Raw genomic sequence first — 18,782 nt, 5'->3', positions numbered from 1 at the left:
CATGAAATTATATTGAAAAGAAGTTACATATAATGAAAAATTACATGTCTTTCCAAATGGAACCGGTCTGTTCAGATTAAATATATTCTTTTCGTATCACAAAGCTAATGTTAAATGAACAGGAGAAATAATGGAATTAAATGTTGTTTATAGAAGTTAATAATAAAAAATATGTATGTGAATTATAATTTTTTACATATAAAGGACGCAGTAAGAAGAAATTTTCTCAGAATGAATAAATTAGCAGCAATAAATCCAATTGGTAATTTTGGAAATAAGAATGTTTGCGGAGTGAAGAATAAAAGTTTATAGTGGGGAGTGTCCTAATAACCGGACGGATTTTTAGAAAGTTAGATAGAAATAAAAAATGTTACAAATGCATTTTATTAAATATATATCAAGGTCAAAAATGTTTGGTAAGAAATAGTTGAATAAATAAAGACTTCAACTTATAATTACTAATATTCTTCATAAGGTTAAAGAAAAGTGAGGGCTGTTTGGGGAAAGTAAATTCAAAACAGAGATAGACTTATAAAAAATAAACCTTGGATGATTAAAAGAGGTGGAGAGATGAAACAATTATTATTAAAGAGCAAGCGTGTGTTAAGTAATCATTTTGGGTTCTTTATTTTTGCAGTTGTTTTATTCTGGTTAAAAACATATGCAGCATATGTTACAGAATTCGACTTAGGAATATCGAACACAATCCAAAAATTCTTGCTATTTTTTAACCCGCTAAGCTCAGCTGTCCTATTTTTAGGACTTGCATTATTTGCAAAAGGGAAACGATCTTATATTTGGTTAATTATTATTAATTTGTTACTGTCAATTATCTTATACTCAAACGTAGTATATTATCGCTTTTTCAGCGATTTTATTACGTTCCCGACATTAACACAAACGAATAACTTTGGAGATTTAGGTGGTAGTATTTTAGCGTTATTACATCTATATGATCCATTATATTTCTTAGACACAATTATCTTGCTTGTGTTGGTAATAACAAAATTCGCTAATCCAAAACCAATTCGTGTTGCAAAATATAAATTGTCACTTGTATTTATTATGGGGATTTTGATTTTTAGCATCAACTTAGGTTTAGCAGAATCTGATCGTCCTGAATTACTAACAAGAACGTTTGACCGCAACTACATTGTGAAATACTTAGGTGCGTACAACTATACAATTTATGATGGCATCCAAAGTATGAAAGCATCGACAGAACGTGCTTTAGCGGATGGAGATAGCATGACCGGTGTAAGAAACTATATTACATCGAACTATGCAAGCCCTAACCCAGAGTATTTTGGTAAGGGGAAAGGTATGAACGTTATCTATATTCATTTAGAGTCGTTCCAAAACTTTTTAATTAATTACAAGTTGAACGGACAAGAAGTTACACCATTCTTAAATTCATTTACACAAGATGCAAATACACTGTATTTTGATAACTTCTTCCATCAAACAGGACAAGGTAAAACATCTGATGCGGAGTTTATGTTAGAGAACTCACTATTCGGTTTACCACAAGGGTCTGTATTTACAAACAAAGCTCATAATACGTATCAAGCAGCACCAGCTATTTTAGGACAGCAGGGCTATACATCTGCGGTGTTCCATGGTAACTATAAAACATTCTGGAATCGTGATGATATTTATAAATCATTTGGATTTAATAAATTCTTTGATGCATCATATTATGATATGAATGAAAAAGATGTTGTAAACTATGGTCTGAAAGATAAACCATTCTTTAATGAATCTATTCCAATGTTACAAACATTAAAACAACCGTTCTATGCGAAGTTTATTACGTTATCAAATCACTTCCCTTATCCAATTAATAAGGATGAAGCGACAATTGAACCAGCAAAAACTGGTGATTCATCTGTAGATACGTATTTCCAAACAGCCCGTTATTTAGATGAATCTGTAAAAAGCTTTATGGATTACTTGAAGCAATCTGGTTTATATGACAATTCGATCATTGTGATGTATGGAGACCATTATGGTATTTCAGATAATCATAATGCAGCGATGTCACAAATCATGGGTAAAGAAATTAATTCATTTGAAAATGCACAATTACAACGTGTACCTTTAATCATTCATGTTCCAGGAATGAAGGGCGGAGTTCAACACCAATATGGCGGAGAAATCGATGTTCTTCCAACGCTGTTACATTTACTAGGTACCGATACAAAGAATTATATCCAATTTGGTACCGATTTATTATCACCAGAGCATCAACAAGTTGTTCCGTTCCGTAATGGTAACTATGTAAGTCCGGCCGTTACTGCGCTTAATGGAAAGTATTATGACACAACCACTGGAAAACCAGTAGAAGCAACGGATGAAATCAAACAAAATGAAAAAATGGTTCAACAGAAACTTAAATTTTCTGATGAAGTTGTAAACGGAGATTTATTACGATTCTACACACCAGAAGGATTTACACCAGTAGATCGTTCGAAATATAACTATAATCATCGTGATAAAAATAAGACGAAAGTAAAAACTACGCAAGAAGGTTAAACGTAATAAAATAAATCAACGTCAGTCTCCTTATAAGGATAAATATCCTTGTGAGGAGGCTTTTCTATTTTGGAGACATTTGATAATTTCACATACCGCATTGATAAAGTATAATAAATGTATGAAAAGAGTACAATTATTGCACACTACAGAAACGATAATTTGGAGTTAATTTTATGGGGGATACAAGATACTATATTAGTAGAAAGTGATTGGAACAATCTAATTTTGCAAAGTTAGTATCTATACTTGTAAAATTAATAACTTCTATTTTCTAAACAAATAAAAATAAAAAAAGACTTGATTTTCCTATAAAGAAAATCAAGTCTTTTTTATTACATACGTTTATCATGCCAGAAGTTTAATGGGAAATGTTCATCTTCTTGATAACTTTCCAGTTCATAACCTTTTTCTTTTAGACCTTTAATGATCCCAGGCACAGCTTTTACTGATTGTGGATGAATATCATGCATTAACACGACCTCGATTGGATTTGTAGCACCAGCAAGAACATTTTGTACAATTTGCGCCGAGGCAGCATCTACTGGCATTTTATTATATCTCCAGTCTAAAGAGTCAATTGTCCAATCCCAAACCTTAAAACCACCTTCAGCAACTTTATTGCGGAGCGCTTCATTCAATCCTGGCATTGAGCCATATGGTGGACGTGTTAAGATAGGGGATTTTCCGATAATCCCAGCAATTAAACTTTGATCTTCTTTCATTTCATCCACATAATGTCCTTCAGTATATAGCTTTTTGTAGTTATGTGTCATACTGTGCATACCAACATAATGTCCTTCGGCTAATTCTTGTTTCACAAGATCTGGAAATGCTTTAACGTTTGCTCCAATTAGGAAAAATGTAGCTTTCGCATCTTCTTTTTTCAACATTTCTAATAGCTCAGCAGTGTACTTTCCAGGACCATCGTCAAATGTTAAGTAAGCAACTTTTCTAACTTGCCCGTTATATTGTTTTGGAGCTTCTTTCGGAGCTAGAGCAGTTTGAATTTCACTTACAAGTTGAACAGATTTTGTTTCATCTCCCGTACTTGCCCGAGCAATATGAGTTGGACCGTACATTGCTTCGTATAAAAATAATACCCCGACGCAAATTAACAATGCCCTTTTTACTAAGGTTGTCATTCGAATTCCATTGTGCATAGTTTTCCTTCTCTCTATAATAGTTCTACTCTACTATATTAGCAATTTTAGGTAGGTAAATGCAAAAAAAGATTTTTACAAGTACAAAAAAGTTTGTAAAAAAGTATGTAAGATTTTGTTGTTCTTACTGTGATAATTATTCTTGCTTAGCAGGTTTTTGAAAATGAAAAGAGAAATGGATAAAAAACAGTAATGCGTTGGTTAAAAAAATCTAAATTCTATAATTGTACATATGCGTTTTTAAAATGAAAAAGGTGTGATAAAAGTGAAAAAATAGCTTGTTTACATGCCCAACATTCAAATATTGAATATATAGAAAGAGCATTTGAAGTATTGGAGGTAGAATTAATTCATTTTGTGGATCCCATCTTGTCGAGGAGGATAGAAAGTGATAAGGGGTTTGGAAGGGCTCAAGCTCAAAATAAGTTGAAAAATCAGCTGAAATGGATAGCAGAAAGTAATATAGATGCAGTTTTAAGAGAAGTGAATGTCAGTTCCATAGTTAATCAGTTTTAATTTTTTTGCTACTGCTTGTGAAGCGAAATTATCCCAAGAAGTGCTATAAAGAGGAATACGACCTTCCTCTTGTACGGCTTTCGCCCAAGCTGCTACAACATTATAGCCATATCCTTTCCCTTGGAAGGACACTAATGTTTCTACACTTGCTTCAGCGGCTATAGTTGTACTTCTTGCACTACAGCATATAGAAGCAATCATTTCGTTTTCAAGAATTACAAAACAAGGTTGTCGCCATTTTAACTGATGTAATAAATTTGGAAAGCTGTATTGAAGAAGTTCTTTATTTGTCTCCGTAATCTTTATTGCTCGGATAGGATTATCTAGATTATTTGGAAATACAAAAGCAGGCCCTATCCAGATTTTATGTATCGGCTGTTCTCCGCTTAGTATGTGCATAATTTTTGCTAAATCTATGTGATTAGGATGATTGGTAAATAATTCTTCAATCTCATTTATTAGAACGTTGGGTAGATTAAAGCGATATCGTCTAATCGTACCATCTTTTGTATGACCAAGAAAAAAACGAGGTGCAACTGTTCTTTCAGGTTCGTTAATACTTGTTATTTTTCCAAATTGATTATGAGAAAATAAAACTTCAGTCTGAATAGACATTAATTCAAAATTCGAAAGCAATGTATCATTCACCCCCTTATTCATTGCATATGTGTAATATTATATAACATAAAAATCAAAATTCCTTCTTTAGTTAGGTAAGATATTTCATTGCATCTTTTTTTAGGTTTATTTAATTTCACATACCGTATTTAAAAATAAAAACTAGGAAAATAATAAATAATGTCGAATATATCGTAAGTGCGTATTTAAGGCAAGGAGAAATATCATAAAAACGAGGTGCCCAAATGATATTAGAAGAAGTCATGCATCAGCTTGAGGAATGTGGAACAGAACAAAATCGTAAAACATATAGGAACCATGGGGCAAAAGAGCCACTATTTGGTGTTAGTTTTGCAAACTTAAAACAATTAAAGAAGAAAATCAAAAAAGATCATGAATTAGCCATGTCATTATGGGAAACAAAAAATATGGATGCAATGACATTAGCTACAATGATTGTTGATCCAAAAAAATTCACGTCAGAGCAGTTGGATGAATGGGTACAAGAGGTTGATTATTATTGTTTGATGGATGTACTCATGTCTGCTGTAAGTTCGTCTCCAATTGCAATAGAGAAATTGAAAAAGTGGACAGCATCTCAAGATGAATGGATTGGTAGAGCGGGTTGGTCTTTACTCGCTCATGTTGCTATAAAGGATAAATCGTTAGAAGATGAATTTTTCCTACCATTTTTAAAAGAAATTAAGGCTCATATACATACTGGAAAAAATCGAAAAAAAGAAGCAATGAATAGTGCACTTATTGCGATTGGAATTCGAAATGATGAGCTTGAGCAAAAAGCAATCACAATTGCACGTGAAATTGGAAAGGTTGATGTTGATCATGGTGCCACTTCATGTAAAACACCTGAAGCAGAGGCATATATTATAAAAGCACGGGATAGAGAAAGAAATAAAAAAAGAAAATGAAAGAAGGAGAACAGCATGAAAGCAATTGACGCTGCACGAAAAATTATTGAATCACAATTTCCACATTGCGACGTCGCTTTATTAGGAGGAAGTATTGCAAGGGGAGAAGCAACCAAAACATCTGACCTTGATATTGTAATATTGGATGATAGTCTATCTCATTGTTATCGTGAATCTTTTTTTAGTAATGGTTGGCCAGTTGAAGTTTTTGTACATAATTTTAAAACATATAAAGAATTTTTTAAAAGTGATTGTGAGCGAGGACGACCTTCTTTACCTCAACTTGTTGCGGAGGGAATTGTTTTACAAGGAGAAAAGAAAATCGTGACGAACTTGAAGCAGGAAGCACAACAACTATTAGATAAAGGTCCTGAAAAGTGGACAGAAGAACTTATCAGACAGAAGCGTTACTTTATTACGGATGCACTAGACGATTTTATTGGTGCGACAAAGAGGGAAGAAGAATTGTTTATTGCTAATCTTTTGGCTGATTTAGTTCATGAATTTGTACTTCGAGTAAACGGACAATGGGTTGGAAATTCTAAATGGTTTATTAGGATGTTAAGAAAATATGATGAATTATTTGCAGAGCAATTTGTTGAAGCTTTTGATCATTTTTATAAAACTGGAGAGAAGAAGAAACTTATTGCTTTTGTAGAGAACACTTTAGAAAACTATGGAGGCAGGTTGTTTGAAGGTTTTTCTATAGGGAAATAAAAGGGAGATGGAAAAATGAATGTACCAATTGTTCAATTAAGAGAACTTTCACTAGAAGATATAGAAGATCGATATCAATGGTCATTAGATAAAGAAGTAACAAAACATTTAGTTGTACCTGATCAATATCCACCGTTTACACGTGATGAGACAAAAAGATGGATTGAGATGTGTATGAATCGAGAAAATGGGTATGAACAACGAGCTATTGTTACTAGAGATGGTGTGCATATCGGCTGGGTCGATTTAAAAAACTTTGATACAACGAATAAAAATGCTGAATTAGGAATTGCAATTGGTAACAAAGAATATTGGGGGCGAAGATATGGTATTGCAGCGCTATACAGCATGTTACAAATTGGATTTTATGAATTTGGTCTAGAGAAAGTGTGGCTACGCGTTGATGCGGATAACATAAATGCGATAAAAAGTTATGAAAAGGCTGGGTTTGTTTGTGAAGGAATCATGAGAAATGATAGATTACGAGAAGGTGCATTTATTAATCGGTATCGTTTTAGTATGTTGAAAGAAGAATATGAAATTATTAATAAAAAAGTTTTGAATATATAATATTATTATGTAAACAAAAGTGGATTAAGTTTAGAAATTTAATGATGAGAGGATGCATACAAATGATTCGAGTTTTATCAGACTTAGATGCAGTACAATATTGGAACTTACGCTTACAAGCACTACAAATGAATCCAGAAGCATTCGTGACAACTTATGAAGAAGCGATGCAAAAAGAAAACCCTGTTGAGGAAGTTGTTCGAAATTTAAATTCAAAAACTAGTTACACATTCGGTGCTTTTAATAAAGAGAATCAACTAATGGGTGTAGTAACGTTACTAACGGAACAAAAAGCAGCATATAAGCATAAGGGGCATCTTGTTGCCATGTATGTAGATCATCAAAGTAGAGGGAAAGGCTTAGCAAAATGCTTAATTCGAGCGTTAATTGAAAAGGCAAGAGAACTAAAAATAGAGCAAATTAGTTTAGGGGTTGTTTCAGATAATGAAGCAGCAAAAAAATTGTATCAATCAATGAGTTTTACAACGTATGGGATAGAAAAAAAGGCACTAAAAATGAATGGCATATACCGCGATGATGAACATATGGTTTTATTTCTCTAAAAATATATCCAAAAGGAGTATCTGATGTTTAAAAACAAGAAGCGTATTGTTTTGTTTATTGCGTTAATTGTTTTTATTGCTAGTGTACTGTATCAAGCTATTTGTGTAAATAATTATACGGAAGTACCTGGTAAGATAATTGAAGTTAACAATCATGATATGCACATTTTTGCAACAGGAAAACGTGAGGATAAACCAGTGATAGTTATGACAGCAGGAAGTGGAACGACTACACCGTATGCAGATTTTTATCCCCTGTATAATAAGTTAGAAAAAGAAAATAGAGTAGTTCTGTATGAGCGACCTGGCTACGGATACAGTGAAAAAACAGAGAGAAGTAGGGATATTGATACAGTTGTAAGCGAATTGCATGCATTATTAATAGAGTCTGATGAGAAACCTCCCTTTATATTAGTAGGACATTCAATGGGAGCATTAGAAAGTATTCGTTATGCACAATTATATCCAAATGAAATTGAGGGATTAGTTTTTATCGATGGAATTAGTCCGGAATACGCACAGAATTTTGAAATGGATATAGGTATGAAAGTTAGTTGGTATACAATGAATACAGCTAAAAATATCGGCATATTGCGTACGTTATCATTGTTTGGAATCATGGATAACGTATTTATAGATATCCCTAATTTACCAAAAGAATTACAAGAACTTAAAATTTCAATGGCTCTTAAAAATACAAATAATCGAAATATGAAAGAAGAATTAGAGTGGATGAGTAGAAATGGTAAAAAGGTAATAGAACAAGGGGATCTAAGAACTCTGCCAGTATTGCAATTTTCCGCAACAAATAATGGATATGAAAATTGGGAGAAAACGCAGAATGAACTGTTAAAAATATCTTCAAGAACGGAACAGATTATATTTCCAAACACAAAGCATTATATTCATCATGAAAAGGCACATGAGATCAATGAAAGGATTAAGAGTTGGATAGGAGAATTGCAGTGAAAGATTTATATGTAGAAAGGGATATGAACCCTCACGTTGCAGTGTTATATGCTACTGTAAGTGATACATTCAAAAGATTAAAAGAATTAGTAAAGGATGTAGGGAAAGAAGAACTACATTACAAAGGTTCTTCTAATGATGAAAATAACATTGGGCAGATTCTTCAACATCTAGCGGTTGTAGATTTACATTGGGTGTATCGCTTGAAAGGTGCGCAAGTTCCACTATCATTACAAGAAAAATATGGTCCTATGCTTGATGAAAAAGGAGAATTACCTAATACAACAAAAGGTTCTTTGCGAGAAATCATGCGGGATTATGAAGATGTTCAAAATATGTTTTATGACGAATGTATGAAGCTAACAGAAGCAGACTTAACACGAGAAGTATATTATGAAGATGGTGAAACTGCTACGATTAGGTGGGGAATCTGGCATATAGCTGATCATAATCGGTATCATCAAGCTCATATAAGTCGATTGCGGAAATTGTACCGATATGATTCTAGATAAATGTACAAAGATATCACTTGTAGTATGAAATTTATTTTAAATTAATTGTGTTCTGTTATATAGTAGAAGAAAAAATGTATAAGGGGTTTTAGGATGAAAGCAATTGCAGCGGGGGTATTGGCATCGTTTTTCTTTGCCTTTACATTTATTTTAAACCGTGCGATGGATTTACAAGGCGGAAGCTGGATTTGGAGTGCATCGTTACGATATTACTTTATGGTTCCACTACTTTTAATTATTGTCATGTATAGAGGGAATTTAAAGCAACTCTTTCAATATATGAAAAGTAATCCGAAAGAGTGGTTGTTATGGAGTATTGTCGGCTTCGGTCTTTTTTACGCACCACTTAGTTTCGCAGGTGCATTTGGACCAGGATGGCTCGTTGCCTCAACATGGCAAATTACAATTATAGCAGGGATTTTATTAACACCATTATTTGCAACAAATTCGCTACATAAAAAAATTCCAATGAAAGAATTGATGATGTCTGCTGTCATATTATTAGGTGTGCTTCTTATGCAAGTGGAACATGCTTCTTCTTTAGGGATTCGTGAAACAGTTTTATGTGTGGTGCCCGTAATTGTAGCAGCATTTGCTTACCCGCTTGGAAATCGAAAAATGATGCAAGTATGTAAAGGAGAGTTAGATGTTTTTCAACGAGTTCTTGGAATGACACTCGCAAGTTTACCATTTTGGTTTTTGTTATCAGGCTATGAGGTTTCTACAAATGGATTACCATCAAGTGACCAAGTTTTTCAATGCTTCATCGTAGCAATTAGTTCTGGTTTAATTGCGACTGTATTATTTTTCTTTGCAACAGATCTTGTAAAGGATGATCCGCAGAAATTGGCAACAGTAGAAGCAACGCAGTCAGGTGAAGTTTTATTTGCATTACTCGGAGAATTAATCTGGCTATCAGCTCCATTTCCATCATCATTATCATGGATTGGAATGAGTTTAGTTGTTGTAGGAATGATTCTGCATAGTTATGTTGCAGTTGTTATGAAAAAGGAAGAAAAGATAACAGCATAAAAAGTGAAAGATAGAAAAGGAATGGATTCGTAATTATAAGGGTCTGTTCTTTTTTGTTCCGTTTAAAAAATATGAATTGATGGAAACTAAAATTATATATTTTATCCACGTATGAAACTATTTTGATAAAATTATAATATAGTTGTTAGTAAAGGAAGCAGATTTTTAAGTTTTGGTCGATAAGAAGCAGTGACTTTACAAGCAATGGATTACTCTAAAGGGAGAGACATGAATGATGAATATGGAAAAAGATATGAACTTAACAGATAATAACAAGGATAATACCGTTACGTTATATATTACTAGACATGGAAAAACAATGTTAAACACTAGTGAACGTGTACAAGGCTGGGCAGATTCTCCATTAGTAGAGAAGGGCATTGAAATAGCAAAGGGTTTAGGAAATGGACTACAAGATATACCTTTTGTTGATGCGTATAGTAGTGATAGTGGCCGTGCAATTGAAACTGCTAACTTAGTACTAAAGTATAGTGGACAATCAAAGTTAAAATTTGAACAACGGAAAGATTTACGTGAATTGAATTTTGGGATTTTTGAAGGCGATAAGATTGAAAATATGTGGAAGGCTATGCAAGATACTGCTGGTGTTAAAGTAGTATCTGAATTAATGAAGTTCTCTATTAAAGAAATTACGAATTTCATTGCAGAAGCAGACACTACGAAACAAGCTGAAAATTGGGAAGTATTTTCAACTCGTATAAAAAAAGAAATCGATAAAATTAGTGAAGACACCGCTAAAAATGGAGGAGGTAACGTTTTAGTCGTATCTCATGGACTGATGATCACTACATTAGTAGAAATGCTTGATAGTAGTAAAACAAAAATGGGAGTAGAAAATGCAAGTGTAACTAAAATTCTCTATAAAGATGGGGCATATAAAGTCGAATCTGTTGGCGATATGAGTTATGCTGAAAAAGGAAGAGAAATTGTGGAATTATAAAAATGTACGCATACAGTCTTGATAATGCTGTATGCGTGTTTTTATTATCTTTTGTATATACTAACTAAATGATAAAAATAATATGATATTTTAGTTTGTGTTACAAAGGAGCATATGAAAATGAATGAGAAGTATTATAAAGGTTTGATTATGAGACCTATTAAGGAAAGTGAAGTGGATCAGTTTTCAAACTTAATGAAATATGTGTTTCAAGTTTCTAGAAAGATGATTAATGATGAAGAGAAGATGGTACAAAAGAAAAGCCATCAATTAAAGCCAGGGACTGCATTAGGCTGGTTTGATCATGATAAATTAATTTCTCAAATTGTTGTTTTGCCATTCCAAATAAATATCCATGGTGTGATTTATGAAATGGGAGGAGTTACTGGAGTTGGTACATATCCAGAATATGCAGGGCATGGATTAATGAACTCATTAATGAAAGAAAGCTTAAAAACGATGAGAGAAAATGGACAATATATTTCTTATTTGTTCCCTTACTCGATTCCTTATTATCGCAAAAAAGGCTGGGAAATTATTTCTGATATCATCGAATACCAAATTAAAGATACACAGCTTCCTAAGTATCGTGGAAACATTAGTGGCCGAGTAAGGCGAGTTGGATTAAAAAGTAAAGAAAAAGAAAAAGTTTATGATGAGTTTGCTAGAAAAACAAATGGAGCGATGGTTCGAAATACACTTGCATGGGAAGAACGATTTCGTGAGGAAACAATTGATTTGCAATTAGCAATTTATTATACAGATGAAGATATTCCACATGGCTATTTATTTTATCGTGTCCTTGAAGAGAAGTTTTATATAGAAGAAATGATTTACTTAAATGAAGAGGCGAGAAGAGGGTTATGGAATTTCATTAGTGCACACTTTTCAATGGTGTATTATGTTAAAGGAAAGACATGCGTTCATGAACCGGTTGCTTTCTTACTTGAAGATAGTGAAATAAAACAGACAATCGCCCCTTACTATATGGGAAGAATTGTCGATGTAGTTGGTTTTCTGAAACAATATCCATTTAAACATGTAAAAAATGAAAAGCTAATTTTACATATAGATGATCCAATGTTGGAGTGGAATAAAGGGACTTTTTCTTTAAAGTGGGATTATGACAAACAATTACATATAACATATGAGAAAGAACCAAATAATATGGAGGGAATGTCCTTAACGATTCAAACATTAACAACTATGTTATTAAGTTATAAAAGCCCTGCATTTTTGTATGATATCGGAAGAATAAAAGGAAGGCATGAAATGATAGAGGTGCTTGAGAATTTAATTCCGGATTCACCGCCATGCTTTTTTGATTATTTTTAAACGATTGAAAGCCTCCTTCTAAAGTGAATACAAAAGGGGGCTTTTATCATATGTAGGTAATTCATACATGTTCAATTATTGCACCTTTAATGGGGGCAAGAAAAATGTTACATGTTTACAGCAGTCGTTTCATCATTCCCTAGCTTTTTACGATACCACAGTTCACAAGGATACAATAATAGGTGGAAAAGCATATGAACAATGATAGCGGCAATTAAACCATTCGACCAGAATTGCCAGCCACAAAAAATACCTACCCACAAATTTCCTAATACAGCATAAGAATATAGCCATCTTGATTTTTTCATTCCTTTTACACCTAGAAAGTGTGTGACTGCAAATAGAATACTAGATAGGATAATTCCAAGAACTACAATAATCTGAGTGACAGCATGAAAAAAACTCATCAACGTGATGAAAAGTGACATAAGACCCCACCGGAAGATGATTTCTTCAACAACTCCGCCATATAGGACTCTGGCTCCTAATCCTACACTATGGCGCTGATGTTCAATTTGTAGAAACGTTTCTTTATCAATAACTTTTCTAAAGAATCCATAATATATAATAACGTGTCCGAGGGAGCAAATTACTCCAATTAGAACTGCTTCACCAATGTTGCTCGGTAAAATAATATTTCCATCTTGGATCTTTGATAAGAAAAATGCACCCATTCCGGAAAAAAGTAAAACGAGTAGAGTATGGATAAAAAGACTTAGGTAGATAGAGGGTGTTTCTGGAGTGTTTTCTAACTTTTTGTTTATTTTTTGTTCCGCTAAGCTCATTGTAACAATTCCTGGTATAGCAATGCTGAATACAAAGATCCAGTTGAACATATGGTTTCATCTCCCTTGAAAATAGACTGAAAAAGATCTTTTATGTATGTTGACGCTATGCAAGGTTGTGATAGTCTTTCATAATTCTTCTTTTTATAGACCGACCAGTCGGTTTTATTGTATAATATTTACCATAATAATACAAGTGTATATGGAGTAGTGCTATGGTTCAGTTGTCTAGGATACATAAGTCAGTATGAACAGAATTTTTTAGGAGGTCTCTTTGGCGTTTGGATTAAAAATTAAGAAAAATATGATAATATATTGATGAGATTTAAAATTCAATTTGATAGTTTATAAGCGTAGAGAGAACCTTATGGGGGAGTAATCATGAAAATAAACGACATTGTGGCAGAAACGCAATTACCAAATACAATTGAAACTATATCGAATGATTTACAGGCATTAGGACTTAAAACAGGAATGACAGTAATCGTCCATTCTTCTTTGAGCTCAATTGGCTGGGTATCTGGTGGGGCCGTCGCCGTAGTTGAAGCTTTAATGAATGTAATTACTGAAGAAGGTACGATTATCATGCCAACTCAAACGTCGGATTTGTCTGATCCGAAAAACTGGGTAAGGCCACCCGTTCCAGAAAACTGGTGGCAAATTATTCGAGACAATGTTCCAGCGTTTCATCCGGATATAACTCCAACACGCGCGATGGGGAAAGTTGTAGAATGTTTTCGTACATATCCAAATGTAAAACGTAGTAATCATCCGTTAAATAGTTTTGCTGCATGGGGGAAACATGCGGAGGCTATTATAGCGGAGCATTCACTTTCAATTAGTTTTGGAGAGTACTCACCACTAAAGAAAATATATGATTTAGATGGATATGTATTGTTGATAGGTGTAGGCTACGATTCTAATACATCGATTCACTTATCTGAAATACGTACAGGAGCACGTGAATTAATAAAAGTTGGAGCACCCATTATAGAAAATAACGTAAGGGCGTGGAAAGAGTTCGATGAAATGGACTATGATTCTGACTTGTTTGTTGAGATTGGAAAAGAGTTTGAACATATAAACGCTGTAACAATTGGTAAAGTGGGAAATGCAACGTGTAGATTAATGAAACAACGAGAAATTGTTGACTTTGGTGTACAATGGTTTCGTTCGAAAAATAAGTAAGGGATGGTTATGATGAAGGGGAAAAAGATTTTAATTACGAGTGGTGGCTGTTTAGAAAAATGGGATCAAGTACGTGGTCATACGAATTTAGCAAAAGGTACAATCGGAAAAATTCTTGCTGAAGAAGCGATGTCAAAAGGAGCACATGTCATATACTTACATGGTTATTTTGCTGAAAAACCGAATGCTACAAATAGCGAATTAGAATTACATCCATTTGAAGGTATTATTGATTTACAAGATAAAATGAAAAGTATCATTACACATGAGAAAATCGATGCTGTGATTATGGCGGCAGCTGGATCGGATTGGATTGTTGATAAAATTTGTGATCAAGAAGGAAATGAACTTGATAAGAATGGGAAGATTTCGAGTGATATAGCACCAATCGTTCATTTTCAAAAGGCACCTAAAATATTAAAACAAATTAAACAATGGGATCCGGAAACGATTTTAGTTGGATTTAAACTTGAAAGCGATGTCACAGAAGCTGGATTAATCCAACGAGCAAGTGAAAGAATGGAACAGGCAAAAGCAAATCTGATGATAGCAAATTCTCCACATTCACTGTATTCACATGCAGCCATTCATCATGTGATTGGAGAAGATGGCAATGTTTGGGTTTGTGAAGGGAAAGATGAAACAGCGAAAGAGATTGTAAACAGGTTAGAAGATTTGTGTAATCGTGTAAACGAAATAAGTATTGGTCATATGTAAATAGAAGGAGGAGCTTATGCTTTTTAAAAATATAAAAGTTATTGTATTAGATTTAGATGGCACATTATTAAATAACGAAAAGAAGGTATCAGAGAGAAATATAAAAGCGGTTATGGATTGCCATAGAAAAGGTATACATATTATTTTTGCGACAGCAAGAGCTCCTCGTTCTGTAAAGCAGTTTCTTCCCAAGGAATTACAGAATATTGGCATGATGGTGTATTACAATGGCGCTCTATTACGGGATCAAATAACAAAAATAAATTACCATTACCCAATTGGTGCTATGTATACCGCAGAAATTATCAATTTTGTTACGCAGAAGGAACCTGATTCTTTCATCGCTATTGAGGTGGAAGATACATGTTACATTAATCAAAATATAAAAACAAATTTTATAACAGCAACAAAGCCTATTGTGATTACAAATGAAGAAATGAAGCAACGCTCTGTATCTAAAATACTGTTACACTCGTTTTCTCATCATGAGAAATTAGAAGAACAATTTCGACATAAAGTAAATGTAATTTGTACAGATCAAAATCAGCTTGTCCAAATTATGGGGCATAATGTTTCGAAAGAGAATGCTGTGTTAAATTGGTGCCAAAGGCATGAGATAAGTGCAGAGCAAGTCATGGTATTTGGTGATGATTGGAATGATATTGGTTTGTTTAAAGAATGTGGTTATCCAATTGCAATGGAAAATGCAATTTCAGAGTTAAAAGAATTAGCATATTATATTACGGATAGTAATGAAGATGATGGTGTAGCATCTATTCTGGATCAAATAAGGAGCGATGCAGGTGAAACAGTTATTTGAGCAAGCGATTCAATTTCGGAATGAAAAAAATATGCACAAGCAAGGGACATACTCATTGGGTTAACTAACTTTACTCAAAATCCAGAAGTCCTCTATGAATGCGCTTGTATACATGATGTAATGGGACTTGAAACAGAAGCTGTTCCATTTTACGAAAAAGCAATTGTAAATGGACTTAAAGGAGAATCATTATGTGGGGCATATATTGGACTCGGTAGCACATATCGCTGTATTGGTCAATATAATAAAGCGATTGTTACGTTAGAAGCTGGAATCAAACAGTTTCCAGACAATGATACCATGAAAGTATTTCTTTCCATTGCCAAATATAACATTAAAGAATATGAAGAAGCAATGAAATTATTGCTTGAAACTGTTGTAAAACTAGAAGGTGTAAAAGAATATGAACGAGCTATTTTGTTCTATAAAGATCATCTTAATGAGATTTTTAAATAAAAAGGTGGGATTATATGAGTAAATCCATTTCACGTAAAAGAAGAAATATTTCGATTGGTTTTATAGCTTTAATTGTAATATCAAATTATCTAGCATATACACTTCCTATTGTACCCGCTGTACCGAAGGAAATGGTGTTAGGGTCCTTGTTAGATTTTCTTATTGTCATTCCAGTCATTACGTATTTCTTTATTATACGTAAACGCTATTCGTTAACTTATATATTTCCAGTTGTAATAGCAGGCTATATTGCCGCAAGATTTGTTATTCCAAGCGATTATTTACAGTCGTTTTCGTTTGTTTCTTATATTTTAGTGGCAGGAGAAATTGCGTTTATAGGTTTAGAGTTATTTATGCTGTATAAGATTACTAGAGCTTTGCCTACGGTTATACGATGTTATAAACAATATAAGAACGAATATCCATCATTCTCCTTTGCAATTGATAAAGCCTTTGATACTGTGTTGAAAAGAAATACTGTAGTAGATGTTATTGTTTCGGAATGTAAATTATTGTACTACGCTTTATTCTCGTGGCGTACAAAGATGCCGGAAAGTCAGCATGTTTTTTCATATCATAAAAAGACCGGAGCAATCCCGTTTTATATTATGCTGATTCACGCAACATTAATTGAGTCAATTGGATTTCATTATTTACTTCATCAGTGGAATGAGATAGTTGCTTGGGGCTTACTTATTGTAAATATATATGGAATTCTTTATTTTTTAGCTGAGATACAAGCAATTCGTACGAATCCATATATGATGACGGAAACGGAAGTAATTATCCAAGTTGGATTTGGGAAGAAAATCATAATCCCATTTACTCAAATAAAGGAGATTACATTTTATAAAGGCGAGGTATTAACGAAGAAAGAAGGAAAAGAAGTATTCGAAGCAACGGTAATGGAATTTATAAAGGAACCGGCTACTTTTGAAATAAAATTAAAAGAGCCGTTAACAGCGCAGTTATTATATGGGTTTACCAAAAAGGTGAATCGTGTACATGTAAATGTGGATGATGAGCGGGAATTTTATGAAGCGATTGTTGGAAAACTAGTGCAAGATGGAGAATAAAAGAATAGGAATCAGTAAAACCGGCATGCGAGAGACTTGCCGGTTTTCATCGTAAAAGATTAAAAAATATGGTAAAATTAAGAGGTAACTTATGGTATGGTTGGTTGTTCAATTATCACTTCTCCGGATAGAAGGGAGGTGATAATAAATGAGTGAAATTGCGTTGTTACTGCAAGGCGGATTATTTCTCGTTGCATTGTTAACGTTTGTTGTCGTATTAATTGACAAGCTCAAAAAATAACAACCCACCTATGCCAATAGAATGTGGGTTGTCTCGTTTGTAAGAAACAAATAGGATAAATGAACAATCCAATCTGCTAAGTTACATAGACTGGTGTGTAGCCGCACACTAGTCTTTTTTATTTATATACAATTTATAATTGTTTTATGTGATTGTATTGTTCTTTTCATACTCATTATAACATAGTGTCTTTTCATCAAGAAAGGAGACCGTATGTTCTGGTTTGTAATTAGATATGAGTTTTTGGGCTTTTTTGTTTAAATAACTTATCCATGTATTGTTTTAAATTTTCAATATAGAATTCTTGTTTTTCTATATCATTCACTCCAACAATTGGAGATGGAAGTTGATATTTTTTTCTAGAAAGATGGACAACAACATCAAAAATATCAAATAGACGAATGAAGCAGAATAGGCCATCTTTGTCACTTAATAAGATAAAGTAGTGATTATCGCTAGTTGTATTAAGGGTATTCCACAATGAACTTTTACTTAAATCACGAACAATGCTTCGTTCTTTTAATTCGATAAAGTCAACATTCGATATAATAGTAGAAATATCAATCGCATCTGGATCATTAAAATAACCGTCAATTGTATGTACTGCGAATGTATAAGCCATTTTTAAGATACTCATTTTATATTTACGGTTATCTAAAAGTAATTCACGTTGAATTGAGCTTGCTACTTTTGTTACGCGCTCTTCTTTCCAAATTTCATTATGCAATGAAATATCATGTTTTTTACATAGTTTCATAATTAATTCATTAGAATAGTATATTTCATCGTTTGTTTCAACTTCTTCAGTTTCTGCCGCAGCTAATTCTTGACCATATTCATTCGTATAAAGAGGAGAATCAATTTGTTGCTTCATTTGTTCGATTTTATATTGAATCAATTTATGCCGAATTAATGGTCGATCCACGTTTATTGTGAGATGTTCATAACAAGTATCACAAATTGAATTTGTAAAATAATGTCCACATAAAATCTCTGGGATAACATGTTGTTCACTAAGTTCTTTCGTTTCTTTTCTGCAAATAATACATTGCGTCATATTTATCACCTTTTACCCTGCA

Annotated in this window: 19 protein-coding genes and 1 pseudogene; 16 read left to right on the top strand and 4 right to left on the bottom strand. The window is 33.3% G+C overall.

The window, feature by feature from the left end:
- Nucleotides 1-570: 570 nt before the first annotated feature.
- On the top strand, nt 571-2,535 hold the full coding sequence (gene ltaS / locus JDS96_RS17120; RefSeq protein ID WP_176546740.1) for a lipoteichoic acid synthase: 1,965 nt from the start codon (nt 571-573) through the stop codon (nt 2,533-2,535).
- A 335-nt stretch (nt 2,536-2,870) separates the two neighbouring features.
- Here ltaS and JDS96_RS17115 read toward each other — a convergent pair whose 3' ends face one another.
- Nucleotides 2,871-3,698 (bottom strand): peptidoglycan-N-acetylglucosamine deacetylase, encoded by an 828-nt coding sequence (locus tag JDS96_RS17115; protein WP_018765736.1) that lies wholly within the window; start codon nt 3,696-3,698, stop codon nt 2,871-2,873.
- Nucleotides 3,699-4,172: 474 nt separating this feature from the next.
- Complete coding sequence (locus JDS96_RS17110) at nt 4,173-4,874, bottom strand: GNAT family N-acetyltransferase (protein WP_199667542.1); 702 nt, start codon at nt 4,872-4,874, stop codon at nt 4,173-4,175.
- Nucleotides 4,875-5,077: 203 nt separating this feature from the next.
- Between JDS96_RS17110 and JDS96_RS17105 the strand changes: the two genes are divergently transcribed.
- From JDS96_RS17105 to JDS96_RS17065, 9 genes are all read left to right on the top strand, one after another.
- Nucleotides 5,078-5,761, top strand: coding sequence for a DNA alkylation repair protein (locus JDS96_RS17105; protein WP_199667541.1), 684 nt, complete (start codon nt 5,078-5,080; stop codon nt 5,759-5,761).
- A gap of 15 nt (nt 5,762-5,776) precedes the next feature.
- Nucleotides 5,777-6,478 carry a nucleotidyltransferase domain-containing protein gene (locus JDS96_RS17100; protein ID WP_199667540.1) on the top strand — a complete coding sequence of 234 codons (702 nt, stop codon included), beginning with the start codon at nt 5,777-5,779 and terminating at the stop codon, nt 6,476-6,478.
- A gap of 15 nt (nt 6,479-6,493) precedes the next feature.
- Complete coding sequence (locus JDS96_RS17095; RefSeq protein ID WP_018765730.1) at nt 6,494-7,048, top strand: GNAT family N-acetyltransferase; 555 nt, start codon at nt 6,494-6,496, stop codon at nt 7,046-7,048.
- A gap of 62 nt (nt 7,049-7,110) precedes the next feature.
- Nucleotides 7,111-7,611 carry a GNAT family N-acetyltransferase gene (locus tag JDS96_RS17090; RefSeq protein WP_199667539.1) on the top strand — a complete coding sequence of 167 codons (501 nt, stop codon included), beginning with the start codon at nt 7,111-7,113 and terminating at the stop codon, nt 7,609-7,611.
- 24 nt (nt 7,612-7,635) lie between these two features.
- Entirely contained in the window at nt 7,636-8,580 is a 945-nt protein-coding gene (locus JDS96_RS17085) for an alpha/beta hydrolase (protein WP_199667538.1), read from the top strand.
- Nucleotides 8,577-9,092 carry a DinB family protein gene (locus JDS96_RS17080; protein ID WP_199667537.1) on the top strand — a complete coding sequence of 172 codons (516 nt, stop codon included), beginning with the start codon at nt 8,577-8,579 and terminating at the stop codon, nt 9,090-9,092. The genes JDS96_RS17085 and JDS96_RS17080 overlap by 4 nt, the downstream gene beginning before the upstream one ends.
- A gap of 93 nt (nt 9,093-9,185) precedes the next feature.
- The gene (locus JDS96_RS17075) at nt 9,186-10,124 is read left to right on the top strand and encodes a DMT family transporter (RefSeq protein ID WP_006095128.1); all 939 of its coding nucleotides are present in this window, start codon (nt 9,186-9,188) and stop codon (nt 10,122-10,124) included.
- A 232-nt stretch (nt 10,125-10,356) separates the two neighbouring features.
- Nucleotides 10,357-11,085 carry a histidine phosphatase family protein gene (locus JDS96_RS17070; protein ID WP_080547214.1) on the top strand — a complete coding sequence of 243 codons (729 nt, stop codon included), beginning with the start codon at nt 10,357-10,359 and terminating at the stop codon, nt 11,083-11,085.
- Between the two features lie 120 nt (nt 11,086-11,205).
- Nucleotides 11,206-12,420 carry a GNAT family N-acetyltransferase gene (locus JDS96_RS17065; protein WP_033796211.1) on the top strand — a complete coding sequence of 405 codons (1,215 nt, stop codon included), beginning with the start codon at nt 11,206-11,208 and terminating at the stop codon, nt 12,418-12,420.
- 107 nt (nt 12,421-12,527) lie between these two features.
- On the opposite strand, the gene JDS96_RS17060 is transcribed toward JDS96_RS17065, so the two are convergent.
- The gene (locus JDS96_RS17060; protein ID WP_006095125.1) at nt 12,528-13,256 is read right to left on the bottom strand and encodes a CPBP family intramembrane glutamic endopeptidase; all 729 of its coding nucleotides are present in this window, start codon (nt 13,254-13,256) and stop codon (nt 12,528-12,530) included.
- 330 nt (nt 13,257-13,586) lie between these two features.
- Between JDS96_RS17060 and JDS96_RS17055 the strand changes: the two genes are divergently transcribed.
- From JDS96_RS17055 to JDS96_RS32170, 6 genes and pseudogenes are all read left to right on the top strand, one after another.
- Nucleotides 13,587-14,393 carry an AAC(3) family N-acetyltransferase gene (locus tag JDS96_RS17055; protein ID WP_018765722.1) on the top strand — a complete coding sequence of 269 codons (807 nt, stop codon included), beginning with the start codon at nt 13,587-13,589 and terminating at the stop codon, nt 14,391-14,393.
- A 3-nt stretch (nt 14,394-14,396) separates the two neighbouring features.
- The gene (locus JDS96_RS17050; protein ID WP_003198137.1) at nt 14,397-15,110 is read left to right on the top strand and encodes a phosphopantothenoylcysteine decarboxylase domain-containing protein; all 714 of its coding nucleotides are present in this window, start codon (nt 14,397-14,399) and stop codon (nt 15,108-15,110) included.
- A gap of 16 nt (nt 15,111-15,126) precedes the next feature.
- On the top strand, nt 15,127-15,930 hold the full coding sequence (locus tag JDS96_RS17045) for an HAD family hydrolase (protein WP_199667536.1): 804 nt from the start codon (nt 15,127-15,129) through the stop codon (nt 15,928-15,930).
- Nucleotides 15,908-16,386: pseudogene (locus tag JDS96_RS17040) on the top strand (tetratricopeptide repeat protein). Before JDS96_RS17045 ends, JDS96_RS17040 begins: the two are co-directional and overlap by 23 nt.
- A 14-nt stretch (nt 16,387-16,400) precedes the next feature.
- The gene (locus JDS96_RS17035; protein WP_199667535.1) at nt 16,401-17,462 is read left to right on the top strand and encodes a hypothetical protein; all 1,062 of its coding nucleotides are present in this window, start codon (nt 16,401-16,403) and stop codon (nt 17,460-17,462) included.
- Nucleotides 17,463-17,610: 148 nt separating this feature from the next.
- Complete coding sequence (locus JDS96_RS32170) at nt 17,611-17,703, top strand: putative holin-like toxin (RefSeq protein ID WP_001289320.1); 93 nt, start codon at nt 17,611-17,613, stop codon at nt 17,701-17,703.
- Between the two features lie 229 nt (nt 17,704-17,932).
- On the opposite strand, the gene JDS96_RS17030 is transcribed toward JDS96_RS32170, so the two are convergent.
- Complete coding sequence (locus tag JDS96_RS17030; protein WP_018765717.1) at nt 17,933-18,760, bottom strand: HNH endonuclease; 828 nt, start codon at nt 18,758-18,760, stop codon at nt 17,933-17,935.
- Nucleotides 18,761-18,782 lie beyond the last annotated feature (22 nt).

It is taken from the genome of Bacillus cereus group sp. N21, assembly GCF_016483395.1.
GTDB classification, from domain to species: domain Bacteria; phylum Bacillota; class Bacilli; order Bacillales; family Bacillaceae_G; genus Bacillus_A; species Bacillus_A pseudomycoides.
This window is presented reverse-complemented; position numbering and strand designations above follow the sequence as displayed.